Annotated in this window: 7 protein-coding genes, 1 tRNA gene and 2 rRNA genes; 4 read left to right on the forward strand and 6 right to left on the reverse strand. The window is 65.9% G+C overall.

The features are described from left to right. The first annotated feature begins 193 nt into the window (after nt 1-193). A complete protein-coding gene (locus JJ918_RS06150; protein WP_291884616.1) occupies nt 194-2,866 on the forward strand; it encodes a zinc-dependent metalloprotease in 2,673 nt (890 codons plus the stop codon). A gap of 85 nt (nt 2,867-2,951) precedes the next feature. Here the strand turns inward: JJ918_RS06150 and JJ918_RS06155 are convergent, their stop codons facing one another. Together JJ918_RS06155 and JJ918_RS06160 are read right to left on the reverse strand one after the other, a co-directional pair. Beyond that, on the reverse strand, nt 2,952-6,146 hold the full coding sequence (locus tag JJ918_RS06155; RefSeq protein ID WP_291884620.1) for an efflux RND transporter permease subunit: 3,195 nt from the start codon (nt 6,144-6,146) through the stop codon (nt 2,952-2,954). A 35-nt stretch (nt 6,147-6,181) separates the two neighbouring features. Next, nucleotides 6,182-7,372: an efflux RND transporter periplasmic adaptor subunit gene (locus JJ918_RS06160; RefSeq protein ID WP_291884623.1), complete on the reverse strand. Its 1,191-nt coding sequence runs from the start codon at nt 7,370-7,372 to the stop codon at nt 6,182-6,184. Between the two features lie 132 nt (nt 7,373-7,504). Here JJ918_RS06160 and JJ918_RS06165 point away from each other — a divergent pair, with 132 nt between their 5' ends. Beyond that, the gene (locus JJ918_RS06165) at nt 7,505-8,086 is read left to right on the forward strand and encodes a TetR/AcrR family transcriptional regulator (RefSeq protein WP_291884625.1); all 582 of its coding nucleotides are present in this window, start codon (nt 7,505-7,507) and stop codon (nt 8,084-8,086) included. 78 nt (nt 8,087-8,164) lie between these two features. Here JJ918_RS06165 and JJ918_RS06170 read toward each other — a convergent pair. Then, nucleotides 8,165-8,241: transfer RNA gene (locus JJ918_RS06170), tRNA-Met, on the reverse strand. 121 nt (nt 8,242-8,362) lie between these two features. Between JJ918_RS06170 and JJ918_RS06175 the strand changes: the two genes are divergently transcribed. Continuing rightward, nucleotides 8,363-9,604 carry a 2OG-Fe(II) oxygenase gene (locus JJ918_RS06175; RefSeq protein ID WP_291884628.1) on the forward strand — a complete coding sequence of 414 codons (1,242 nt, stop codon included), beginning with the start codon at nt 8,363-8,365 and terminating at the stop codon, nt 9,602-9,604. Here the strand turns inward: JJ918_RS06175 and JJ918_RS06180 are convergent. Further along, nucleotides 9,601-10,743, reverse strand: a complete 1,143-nt coding sequence (locus JJ918_RS06180) for an alpha/beta hydrolase (RefSeq protein ID WP_291884629.1) — start codon at nt 10,741-10,743, stop codon at nt 9,601-9,603. The genes JJ918_RS06175 and JJ918_RS06180 overlap by 4 nt on opposite strands. A 196-nt stretch (nt 10,744-10,939) precedes the next feature. Here JJ918_RS06180 and JJ918_RS06185 point away from each other — a divergent pair, with 196 nt between their 5' ends. After that, nucleotides 10,940-11,383 (forward strand): GNAT family N-acetyltransferase, encoded by a 444-nt coding sequence (locus JJ918_RS06185; RefSeq protein WP_291884630.1) that lies wholly within the window; start codon nt 10,940-10,942, stop codon nt 11,381-11,383. Nucleotides 11,384-11,623: 240 nt separating this feature from the next. Here JJ918_RS06185 and rrf read toward each other — a convergent pair. Both rrf and JJ918_RS06195 read right to left on the reverse strand, forming a co-directional pair. Further along, nucleotides 11,624-11,738, reverse strand: a 5S ribosomal RNA gene (rrf, locus tag JJ918_RS06190). A 96-nt stretch (nt 11,739-11,834) separates the two neighbouring features. Then, nucleotides 11,835-12,234: ribosomal RNA gene (locus JJ918_RS06195) — 23S ribosomal RNA — on the reverse strand; the annotation flags it as partial.

A 12,234-nucleotide genomic window follows, 5' to 3' on the forward strand; every position in this document is an offset into this window, starting at 1 on the left:
AAGCCAGGCGGACCGGAGTGTATTTCCCGCCAGGATGTGTCCCCTACGGGTGTCAGCAAGGCAGAGCCTTGCCGCGGCCGCTTGTGGGCACCGGCGGAGTGGATGGCGGTTTTTTCGCGGACAGGAGACGGGCCGGAAGCGCACGGGAGTCGTGCGTCCGGCGATATGTGACCCGGAGAGAGGAGCACCCCGGATGGCGAACACGATACGGATGGCCGGCCTGGCAGTTGCGGCCATCATTCTGGGACTGACCGGCGGCCCCGCAGCCGCATTGATCCAGACCGAGGACCAGGATGGACGGTCCGATGCCCGCCCCGCGGTCCAGGTCGTTGAATCCCTCGCGTGTACGCTGGAAGACCGGACCCAGTGCGTCGGCGAGACCCAGATCGTGGAAGACGTCGAGGAGTGGAACGAGTTCCTCGAGCGCAAACGCCCCTTCCCGGGCCTGCTGAAATTCTATCGCGACATCCAGACCGGCGAGCTCTTCCTGGAGCTGACCGAGGATGAGTTCGGCGAAGAGTACATCTATTTCAGCTATGTCCATGACGGTTCGCGCCGCGACGGCATGCGCATGGCCGGTCTGATGGGCGAGAACGCCGTGATCTCCTTCCGCCGGCGCTTTCGCCATGTCGATATCATCCGCCGCAATACCGACTACGTCATGGATCCGGATTCGACCCTGACCCGGGCGGAAGGCACCAATGTGCCCTTCACGGTTCTGGCCAGTCTGGAAGTCGTCTCGGAAAGCCGCCGTTCCAAACGCGTCATCGTCCGCGCCAACGACCTCTTCATGACCAACTCCCTGGTCCGTATCGGCCAGGCCTCGGCCATGGGGCGCGCCCTCGGTGTCCGGCCGGGCACGCTGAACGCCCGCAAGACCAATATCCGCTCGATCCGCAATTACGAGGACAATACCGAGATCGTCACCGAATTCGTGTTCGACTGGAGCGGGGCGAGCTCGCCCGAGAGCTCGTCGGACACGACCGTGGTGCAGCACACATTTGTGCGCATGCCCGATGACGGCTTCACGCCCCGCCGCGCCGATCCGCGCGTCGGCTTCTTCACGGAACGGCGCACCAATCTGACGCGGGTCGATGGCAGCCCGGTCGACGATCTGATCCAGCGCTGGCGGCTGGAGAAAACCGATCCGGAGGCCGAGGTGTCCGATGTCGTCCGGCCGATCACATTCTGGATCGAGAACACGACGCCGCTGGAATACCGCGACGTGATCCGCGATGCCGTCTTGGCCTGGAACCCGGTCTTCGAGGCCGCCGGTCTGCGCAATGCGATCCAGGTCGATGTCCAGCCGGACGACGCCGTCTGGGACGCCGGCGACGTGCGCTACAATGTGATCCGCTGGATCGCCTCGCCCCACCCGATTTTCGGCGGCTACGGCCCCCGTTTCACCAACCCGCTGACCGGCGAGATCCTGGGCGCCGATATCGTCATCGAGCACGCCGCGGTTCAGCGCTGGGTGCAGACGGCCGATCTCTTCCCGCCCGTCGGTGACGGCAGTGCCGCCGCGGCGTCCGAAGCCGCCCTCGACAGCGAAGCGCTGGCCGCGGTCAGTGCCGCCGATATCGACGAGGCCTGCGAGGCCGGCCTGCACATGGCCCGCTCGACCGCTTTTGCACGTCTGGCCGCCGTCGCGGCTGCCCGCGCCGGTCATCGCCCGGATATCGACCCCGATGCGATCATCGAGCAGGGGCTGAGCTGGATGGTGGCGCACGAGGTCGGTCACACGCTGGGCCTGACCCACAACATGATGGCCTCCTATTTCGGCGATCTGGAGACCCTGGCCAGCGGCGATCCGCGCGCCGAGCGCCGCCTGTCGGCATCGGTGATGGACTATCCCGGCGTCAATCTGGCCGCGGCCGGCGAGAGCCAGGGCCCGTTCTTCCCGGGCCTGCCGGGCCCCTATGACAGCTGGGCGATCCGTTTCGGCTATGCGCCGGAGATCGGTGAGACCGAGGCGCGCAATGCCCTGCTCGCCCTGTCGAGCCTGCCCGAGCACGTCTTCGGCAATGATGCCGATGCGGTGCGGGTGCCGGGCCGCGGTATCGATCCGCGGGTGAATACCTACTCCCTGTCCAACGACCCGATCGGCTTTGCCGCGCGCCAGGTCGATGTCGCCCGGACGACGATGACCGGACTGGTCGAGACTGTCCCGCAGGACGGCGAGAGCTGGGCCGAGACCCGCGCGGCCTTCGGTGTGCTGATGGGCATGTGGAAACAGGCCGGCGGGATCGTGTCACGCTATGTCGGCGGGGTCTATGTCGACCGCTCGGTCGTCGGCCAGCCGGGCGCGGCCGAGGCGCCCTTCGTCCCGGTCTCCGCAGCAGAACAGCGCCGCGCCCTGCGCACGCTGGGCGAGACCGTGTTCGGACCGGATGCCTTCGACTTTCCGCCCGAACTGATTGCCCGGCTGCAGCCGGAACGGCGAGGGTTTGACGCCCTGCGCCGGGCCGAGGAGCCGCGCGTCCAGGCCTATGTCCGCGATGCGCAGAATTCGGTGCTCGCGCACCTTCTGCACCCGCGCGTGCTGAACCGGCTGACCGACAGCCTGGCCTATGGCGGCGACTACTCCACCCACGCCATGCTGAACGATCTGACGCGGGAGATCTTCAAGGGCGATCCCTGGGGCCGTCCCAATGTCTACCGGCGCAATCTGCAGATCCAGTATATCGACCGGCTGATTGCCGTCGAAGACGCATCCTCGCTGCAGCATGTCCCGGCGGTCGCCGTGCGCGACACGCTGCGGCGGATCGCCGGAATGAATCATGGCTGGGATGTCTGGCTGGATGCCGAGACACGGGCGCATCGCCGCTATGTGCGCGAGCGGATCGCGGCGGCCCTCGACGCCTGACCGCCCCTGTCGGGGCACCGCACAGAAGAAAGGCCCGCCGGCAGAACCGGCGGGCCTTTCCCGTGTCACCTTCCTGTCGACCCGGTCAGGCCTGGTCCGTGCTCTCCGCGTCCATGGCCGCATGGTCGCGCCTGGGCAGGAAACGCGAGATCCAGCGGCCGACCACGTAGAAGACCGGCGTAAAGATCAGGCCGAAGAAGGTCACCCCGATCATCCCGGCGAACACCGCGATCCCCAGGGCCTGGCGCATTTCCGCACCGGGGCCGTGGGCGAACGCCAGAGGCGTCACGCCGAGAATGAAGGCAAAGGAGGTCATCAGGATCGGCCGCAGGCGGATCCGGGCGGCCTGGGCCGCAGCTTTGAAGCGGTCGCTGCCGGCCTCGTCCTCGGCCTGGCGGGCGAACTCGACCAGCAGGATCGCGTTCTTGGCCGCCAGGGCGATCAGCACGATCAGGCCGACCTGGGTGAGGATATTATTGTCCAGCCCCGTCAGGTTGATGCCGACCATCGCTGCCAGGATACACATCGGCACGATGAAGATGACCGCCCAGGGCAAGGTGAAGGCCTCGTACTGGGCAGCCAGCACCAGGAAGACGAACACCACCGCGAAGGCGAAGATCATCAGGCCGGAATCGCCGGCCGCCTTTTCCTGGTAGGCGATCTCGGTCCACTCATAGCCAAAGCCCGGAGGCAGGTTGGCTTCGAGGATTTCCTCCATCGCATCCAGCGCCGTGCCCGAGGCCACGCCGGGCATGGCCTGGCCCTGGATTTCCACGGCGGTGAAATTGTTGTGCCGCACGACACGGACCGGTCCGGACTCCGTGGTGATCGACGCCACCGAGGCGATCGGCACCAGCTCGCCATCCCGGCCGCTGACGCGCAGCCGGCCGATATCGGCGATGTCGTCCCGGGCCTCGGCTTCTGCCTGGGCGGTCACACGATAGGTGCGGCCCTGGTAGTTGAAGTCGTTCACATAGGTCGAGCCGAGATAGGTGCCAAGTGCAGAGTAGACCGATGCCGGATCCACACCCAGGCGCTGGGCCCGGTCGCGATCGACATCGACGCGGACGCGCGGCGAGTCGGTCGAGAAGTCGGTGAAGACCTGGGTCAGGCGCGGGTCCTGGTTGGCGGCGCCGATGATCTGCCAGGCCACCTGGCCCAGCGTGTTCAGCCCCTGGCCGGTGCGGTCCTGCACGATCACCTTGAAACCGCCGCCATTGCCCAGCCCCTGTACCGGAGGCGGTGCAATGATGAAGGCCCGGCCTTCCGGCACGATCTGCGCCAGCATGCCGGTCAGCTGCATCGACAATTCCTGCGCCGACATGCCCGGATGGCCCTGGCGTTCCTCGATCGGATCGAGCCGGATGAACATGGTCGAGCCGGACGAGTTCAGCGAGAAGGTCGCCCCGTCCAGGCCGACAATCGCCGCCATGCCGTCCACGCCTTCGGTCTCGGCGACCGCGCTCTGGACACGGGCCATGACTTCGTCGGTGCGTTCCAGGGACGCGCCGGGCGGCAATTGGACAATGCCGATCAGGAAGCCCTGGTCCTGGTCCGGGATGAAGCCGGTCGGGGTCTCCGACAGGCGCCAGCCGGTGAGCGCCAGAAGGCCGGCATAGGCAATCAGAACGATGACGATCATGCGCACCAGGCGCGACACAACGGCCCCATAGCTGTCCGATAGCCATGCAAAACCGTTATTGAACTGTCGCGCAGCGAAGCGCAGCGGAGCCAGCGGGCCCGGCCGGGCGTCGTGAGCATCCGCCTTGTGCGGTTTCAGCAGCAGGGCGCAGAGCGCCGGGCTGAGTGTCAGCGACACGACCAGCGAGATGATCGCGGCGGTCGCGATGGCGACGGCGAACTGGCGATAGAAAATCCCCGGAATGCCGCCCATGAAAGCGGTCGGAATGAAGACCGAGATCAGCACCAGCGACATGGCGATCAGCGCGCCGCCGACCTCCGTCATCGATTTGCGGGCTGCGATCCGGGGCGAATTCCCCTCGCGTATCAGACGCTCGACGTTTTCCACCACCACGATGGCGTCGTCGACGACGATGCCGACGGCCAGCACCATGGCGAAGAGGGAGAGCGAGTTGATCGAGAAGCCCAGCGCCAGCTGCACGGCGAAGACGCCGACAATGGAGACCGGGATGGCCACGATCGGGATCAGCGCCGCCCGCCAGGTCTGCAGGAAGACGATGATCACCAGCACGACGAGGAAGACCGCCTCGATCAACGTGCGCTGCACCGCGTGCACCGACGCCTCGACGAATTCGGTCGGGTTGTAGGGGATGATGTAGTCCATGCCCTCGGGGAATTCGGCCTCGGCGGCCTCGATTTCCCGCAGCACGGCCGAGGCCGTGTTCAGCGCATTGGCGCCGGGCTGCTGGATGATCGCCATGGCGACGCCGGGCAGCTGGTCGAAATAGCCGCGGACGAGATAGGTCTCGGTGCCCAGCTCGACCCGTGCGACATCCTCCAGCCGCGTAACGGCCCCGTCTTCGCCGCGGCGAACCACGACATTGCCGAACTCCTCCGCCTCGATCAGGCGGCCGCGCACCTGCACAGGCACCTGGAAGGACGGGGCGTCGCCGGCGCCATAGGGCGGCTGGCCGAGAATGCCGCCGGTCGCCTGGATGTTCTGCTCGCGCAGGGCAGCGACGACATCGCTGGCCGTCAGGCCGTGGGCGGCGGCGCGGTCGGGATCGATCCAGACCCGCATGGAATAATTGCCGGCCCCGAAGACGCGGACATCGCCGACACCGTCAAGGCGCAGTAGACGGTCGCGGACGCGGGTATTGGCGTAATTGCCGATATAGTCGGTATCCAGCGTTCCGTCCGTCGAGCGCAGCGACAGGATCAGCAGGAAGCCGGTCGACTGGGCCTCCACCGACACGCCGGTCTGGCGGACGATTTCCGGCAGGCGCGGCTCGGCCCGGTTGACCCGGTTCTGCACCTTCACCTGGGCGGTATCGATATCGGTGCCGGGCTGGAAGGTGACGGAGATCTGCACCATGCCGTCCGCCGTCGAGGAGGAGGTCATGTAGAGCATGCCCTCGACGCCGTTGATCTCCTGCTCCAGCGGTGCAGCGACCTGTTCGGCGACGTCCTCGGCAGTGGCACCGGGATAGGCAGCCGTGATCGCCACCGTCGGCGGGGCGATCTCGGGATATTGCGAAAGCGGCAGCTGCGGATAGGCGAAAATACCCAGCAGCGTGACGATGACCGAGATCACCAGAGCGAAGATCGGTCGGTCGATAAAGAAATGGGACAGGCGCATGAGGGAGGCTTTCTTCCGCGCAGCTGTGGACGGGATCAGTCGACGGGCTGGGCGCTCGTGGCCGGCTGGGATTCAATGAAGGCGGCACCGCCCCGGTTGGGCGCGGCACGGGAAATCTCGGTACTCTGGGGCACGACTTCGGCGCCCGGACGGGCCCGCAGGAGACCGTTCACGATCACCCGGTCGCCCGGCTGGAGACCGTCGCGGATGACGCGCAGACTGCCGCTCAGCGGCCCCTGGACGATATTGCGGGTCTCCACCATGTTCTGGTCGTTCACCACATAGACGATCCGGCGCGAGCCGTCGGACAGGATCGCCGTCTGCGGCAGCAGCATTGCCTCATAGGGCGCACTGCCGCGCACCCGGGCCGTGCCCAGCATGCCCGGACGGATGAGACCGTCCGGATTGGCCACGCGGGCCCGCATGTGGATCGTGCCGGTATTGGGATTGATGGCATTGTCGGCAAAGACGATCTCGCCGCGGCGTTCGAAGGCGGTCTCGTCCTGCAGGCGCACCTCGACCGGCGCGCCCTCGCCCGTCACCTGCCGGCGCTGATAGCGCAGGAAGACGGCTTCGGAGGCATCGAACTCGAAATAGATCGGATCGGAGCTGACGATCGTGGTCAGCACATCGCCGGCCGAATTGCCGCCGGAGACGAGATTGCCCGGATCGACCTGGCGGGCCGAGGCATGGCCGGTGATCGGCGCCGTCACCTGGGTGAATTCCAGGTTCAGCTGCTGCACCTCGACCTGGGCCCTGGCCGAGGCCACCGCAGCTTCCGCCGTGCTGACGGCCGTGCGGCGCTGCTCCACCGCCTCCTGGGAGATGGTGCGCGATTCGATCAGGCGTTCGGCGCGTTCCAGATCGGTGCGCACCTGGGACAATTCGGCGCGCGCCTGGGTGAGACGGCCTTGCGCAGCAGCCAGTTCCGCCTGGAAGGGACGCGCATCGATGGTGAACAGGAGTTGCCCTGCCTCCACCTCGGCCCCATCTTCAAAGTGGACGGCTTCAAGATAGCCGCTGACACGGGCACGCACATCGACATGCTCCGGCGACTCGAAACGGCCGGTAAACTCGTCCCAGTCGGCGACCCGCTCGACGAGCGGTGTTGCGACATCGACCTGGGGCGCGGGCATCTGGCCCTGCTGCTGCCCGCCGCCGCAGGCGGTCAGGAGAACGGCCGAAACAAGGAGGACACCGGTGGTGTTGGAAAATAGGCGCGCCATGGATCAATCCTGCAGACGAAAACGGACGCGCATGCCGCCGGCCGGCGGTGCCACGTCCTCCAAGTGTAAAATCTGGCCGGAATGTAGTAAGTCAACAGGTGATGACAACCCGGCCCTGTGAGAAAAATTCGCATGGTAGCTATTTATCCACCCCGGCCTCGCAACGCCGAAGCCACCAAGGCCGCAATCCTGGCCGCTGCACGCGGCCGTTTTGCCCGGGCCAGCTATGATACGGTGGGCATCCGGGAGATCGCCTCGGACGCCGGCGTCGACCCCGCCCTGGTCTCGCGCTATTTCGGCTCGAAGGAAGACCTGTTCGCCGCCGTGCTGAACCGGCCGGAGAAGATCGAGCGGATCGGCGATCTCTTCACCGGCGATATCGCAACGCTGTCAACGCGCATTGCCGACATGATCGTGGAGGAGCCGGACGACGAGAACACCGTCGAGGACTTCCTGATCATGCTCAACTCGATCGCCTCGGCGACCGCGGCCGACATGGTCCGCGCCACGATTTTCGAGCGCTGCGACCGCCCCGTCGCGGCCGCCCTGACCGGCCCCCACACGGAACTGCGCGCCCGCATGCTCGGCGCCCTCATCGTCGGCCACATCATGAACCGCACCATGTGGGGCGACCTCGCCAAGGACCCCGACCTGCGCACCCGCGTCCGCCAGCGGATCGTGGAACAGGTGGAGCTGAGCCTGGCGGAGTTGTGACTTTGGGTGCGCCCCGGGGATTTGAACCTGCGATCGACAAGAAAAACCCGCCAACTCAATGAGCTGGCGGGTTGTTTTTGGGTGCGGGGGTAGGATTTGAACCTACGACCTTCAGGTTATGAGCCTGACGAGCTACCGGACTGCTCCACCCCGCATCAGGATGGCCCGCGGAACCGGAGTGCCGTGGGGAGGCGCGTATGTAGGATGACACTGATGTGTCGTCAACCAGCCAGCTGCGCTTTACCTGCGTCCGCGATCATGGCCTAAACTCGGGTCATGACGGTTTCCACGAACGATCCGAGCGCCCCCGCCCCGACAGCCCTTCGCGAATGGCGTGAAGGCCGGCATTCCAATGCCATAGACCGGCTCGACAACGCAGCCCGGGCCGGCGACGAAGCCGCCCTCAGCCTGCTTGTGCAGCTGTGCGGCCATGAGCCGGGGATGGCGGAGACGCGCGCCCGGGCATTCGCCGCAATGGAGGCGATGCCTGACTCGATGATGCGCAATCGACACCGGGCCTATTTCCAGGCGGCCGGTCTCGCCGGACCGGCCAACTGGGCGCTGGCATTGCAGGACCGGTACGCACAGGCCGAAAAGGGCGACTGGCTGGCGCATACAGAGCTGGGCCTGCTGGCCCTGATGGCAGGGGACGCGGCCACCGGCACCGCCTGGCTGGAACAGGCCGCACAGGCAGGCTCCGGCCTTGCGATCGCCGCGCTCCTGCGTCTGGGCAGCGATACCGGCATGCTGTCTCCGGTAGCACGGGAAACCGGCGGAGGGTTCAGCCGCTCCGGTCATCCTATGGCCCAGGGCCTGATCAACCGGGCTCAGCCTCTGCCGCTCGCCGACGGCCCGCAGACGGCACCGGATGAGGTTGGATCAAGGCTCGAACGCATCGCGGAGGCCATCGACACCATCCCCCGCGCTGACGAAAGAATGAGCGACGCCCCCCGTATCGAGCGCTGGGACGACGTCCTGCCGGGGGCGGCATGCGACTATCTCACTGTCGGAGCTTCCCCCCTGCTCATGCCGGCTCAGATTCACGATCCGAAGACCGGCGAAACCCGGCAGGATCCCTACCGGACTTCGCTTACCGCCGCGATCCCCGAACAGGCGATGGATCTGGTCAGCTTCGCTATCAAGACCCGCATGGCGGCCCTGTCGAATCGCCCCGTCGATACCGGTGAGGCCCTCGCGGTACTGGCTTACAGGCCGGGCGAGGAATATCGCGCCCATTTCGACTTCATTCTGGATGTTCCCGGTCAGGCCACGCACGATCTGGAGCGCCGCGGGCAACGCGTATCGACCAGTCTCATCCGGCTCAATTCGGAATTCACCGGCGGAGAGACCCGTTTCCCCCGCCTGGATCTCGCCTGGAGCGGCGGCCGCGGATCCGCCCTGAGTTTCGATAACGTCTCGGCCGATGGCCAGTGCGACAAGGCCTCCCTGCACACGGGCGAGCCGGTGAAGGACGGCGTCAAGGTGATCGCCAGCCTGTGGCTGCGGGAGCGCGCCTAGCGCGCCGCATCGCCAGCCTCCCCGTTCTGCGTGAGCGGCAGAACGTGTTCGACCAGGGCAACGAGCGTGCGGCCCGGTTCCTCGATCGGCGAGAGATGGGCGGAGTGCTCGAACCAGACCAGTTCCTTGGACGGCGCTTCCAGGCGCCGATACCAGGCCTCGACCAGGTCTGACGGCGTGGTGAGATCGTGCCGGCCGGCGAAGAAGACGACCGGGAAATCCACCTGCTCCACATCGCCCTGGCGCACGGCCATCAGATCGTCGAGCAGCGCCGTCACGCTCATGATACCGCCCGGATTGACCGCCTCGCGGTCGGCCTGTTCGTATTCCGGTGCGAGGCGGCGCGCGCGATAATAAAAGCCCGCATTGTCGCGATAGGCGGCCAGGCCGCCATAATGCACCGCCCATTCCCGCTCGGCGCCGATCCGCTCGAACGTCACCGGCGTGTCGCCCGGATAGGGCGCGATGGCGGTGAGATCGGCGATCGCCTCGGCATTGCCGTCGGCCCGGGCGGCCGCCAGCGTCAACTCATGACTGCGGCGCTCATTCTCGTCCATATCGACGATCTGGCCGATCCCGACATAGGCATGCACCCAGTCCGGACGGGCCATCGCCGCCTGGAAGCCGGCGACCGTGCCCCAGGAATGGCCGACCACGATGATGCGCTCCTGACCGAGATGCGCGCGCAGCCAGGCCATCAGCTCGACCGTGTCAGCCACGATGCGCTCGCGTGACAGGCCTTCGCGGCTGGCCGCCTCGCCATTGTGACGGAAGGTCTTGCCGCCGCCGCGCTGATCCCACTGCACGACGGTGAAATAATCTTCCCAGGGCCGCTGGAAGGCCCAGCCCACCCCCATCTCCGGCGCGCCGGGCCCGCCATGCAGGAACAGCAGGACAGGATTGTCGCGATCGGTGCCGCGGATCGATATCCACTGCTCCATGCCGCCGAGCTCGACGGTCATCAGCTCCTGGATGCCGTTCGGCGTGACGATCTCGTTGACGCCGGCCATGACGGCGCGGGCATCGGCATAGGGATCGGGGTCGGGCGCGTCGGTCTGCGCACCGGTCTGTGCTGTGGCCTGGGCGGTGAACGCCAGGGCCGCCGCGGCGATTGCGTGGGCGAAGGTCGTCAAAGGCATGTCGGTCTCGCATCGGCTGGATATATGATCGTTGGATGCGGGCGGAGGCGGATCCGGATGCGGCGGGAGACCGGGACGGTCGCGCTGAATGTCCCGCTTCCCGGATGCACGCGGCATGCAGGTGCGTTTTATCGGGATACACCAGTGTCTGCCATTCACGCGCATCGCGCGCTGCCGGCGATGCTAAAACAGCCTCATGGACACGACAGACATACGCATCCGTTCACTGAACGAAGACGATGCCGCCCGCATGTGCGAACTGAACCGGCAGCTGGGCTATGAGGCCGGCGTGCCGGAGATGAAGCAGCGCATGAAACAGCTTGCGACAACCGGTGGCCACTGGCTGCGCGGCGCGCAGATCGCCGACACGCTGGCCGGCTTCATCCATTTCTACCAGCGCCCGTCGATCGAGACCGGTGCCGGCCTGGTGGTGCAGTCGCTCCTCGTCGACGCGGCCATCCGCGGCCGCGGCCTGGGCCGTATTCTCCTGGGCGAGGCGGAAACCATGGCGCGGGAGCTGGGCCTGGCATCCGTCGGCCTGGCCTCGCGTGTGGAACGGGAAGACGCCCACGCCTTCTACATCCGGCAGGGCTATGCGGTGACCGCCACCTCGCGGTATTTCCGGAAGGCGATCGGATAGTCGCGGGCCCGGAGCATTTCCAGCAAAAGTGGGAACCGGTTTTGCGGTTCGAAAATGCGACCGCCAAGACCGGCGTTTTCAGCAAAAGCGGAAACCGGTTTTGCGGTTCGAAAATGCGGTGACATGGGCTCCGGCCGGCGCGGGATCCACAGGCAAACCACCGGAATCCGGGCACAAAAAAACCGCCGCGAAAGCGACGGTTGATTTGTGAATTGTCATGGAGGGGGATCTAACGGGCAGACCGGGCAGCGACCTACTCTCCCACGCCTTGAGACGCAGTACCATCGGCGCTAGGGGTCTTAACGGCCGTGTTCGGGATGGGAACGGGTGCGGTCCCCCTGCAATAACCACCCGGTCAGCGCGTTAGATCCAAAAGAAGAGACATGTCTGATGTATTTTGAGGTGTTGCTTTGCTTTGTCCGACGAAGCGATCGCCGGGCATGAGCATCATAAGATCAAGCCTATCGAGTAATTAGTACCAGTCAGCTTCATGTGTCGCCACACTTCCACACCTGGCCTATCAACGAGGTAGTCTTCCTCGACTCTCAAGGGAAAACTGGTTTTGAGGGGGGCTTCCCGCTTAGATGCATTCAGCGGTTATCCCTTCCGTATATAGCTACCCTGCTATGCTGCTGGCGCAACAACAGGTCCACCAGAGATACGTCCACCCCGGTCCTCTCGTACTAGGGGCAGCTCCTCTCAATTTTCCGACACCCACGGCAGATAGGGACCGAACTGTCTCACGACGTTCTAAACCCAGCTCACGTACCGCTTTAATTGGCGAACAGCCAAACCCTTGGGACCTGCTCCAGCCCCAGGATGCGATGAGCCGACATCGAGGTGCCAAACAA

The sequence above is a fragment of the Maricaulis sp. genome, assembly GCF_017642925.1.
In the GTDB taxonomy this organism is placed as follows: domain Bacteria; phylum Pseudomonadota; class Alphaproteobacteria; order Caulobacterales; family Maricaulaceae; genus Maricaulis.

What these genes read in the sequence shown, in the direction of transcription:
- JJ918_RS06150 (WP_291884616.1), top strand. Translation starts at nt 194, where the DNA reads ATGGCGAACACGATACGGATGGCCGGCCTGGCAGTTGCGGCCATCATT.
- JJ918_RS06155 (WP_291884620.1), bottom strand. Translation starts at nt 6,146, where the DNA reads ATGCGCCTGTCCCATTTCTTTATCGACCGACCGATCTTCGCTCTGGTG.
- JJ918_RS06160 (WP_291884623.1), bottom strand. Translation starts at nt 7,372, where the DNA reads ATGGCGCGCCTATTTTCCAACACCACCGGTGTCCTCCTTGTTTCGGCC.
- JJ918_RS06165 (WP_291884625.1), top strand. Translation starts at nt 7,505, where the DNA reads ATGGTAGCTATTTATCCACCCCGGCCTCGCAACGCCGAAGCCACCAAG.
- JJ918_RS06175 (WP_291884628.1), top strand. Translation starts at nt 8,363, where the DNA reads ATGACGGTTTCCACGAACGATCCGAGCGCCCCCGCCCCGACAGCCCTT.
- JJ918_RS06180 (WP_291884629.1), bottom strand. Translation starts at nt 10,743, where the DNA reads ATGCCTTTGACGACCTTCGCCCACGCAATCGCCGCGGCGGCCCTGGCG.
- JJ918_RS06185 (WP_291884630.1), top strand. Translation starts at nt 10,940, where the DNA reads ATGGACACGACAGACATACGCATCCGTTCACTGAACGAAGACGATGCC.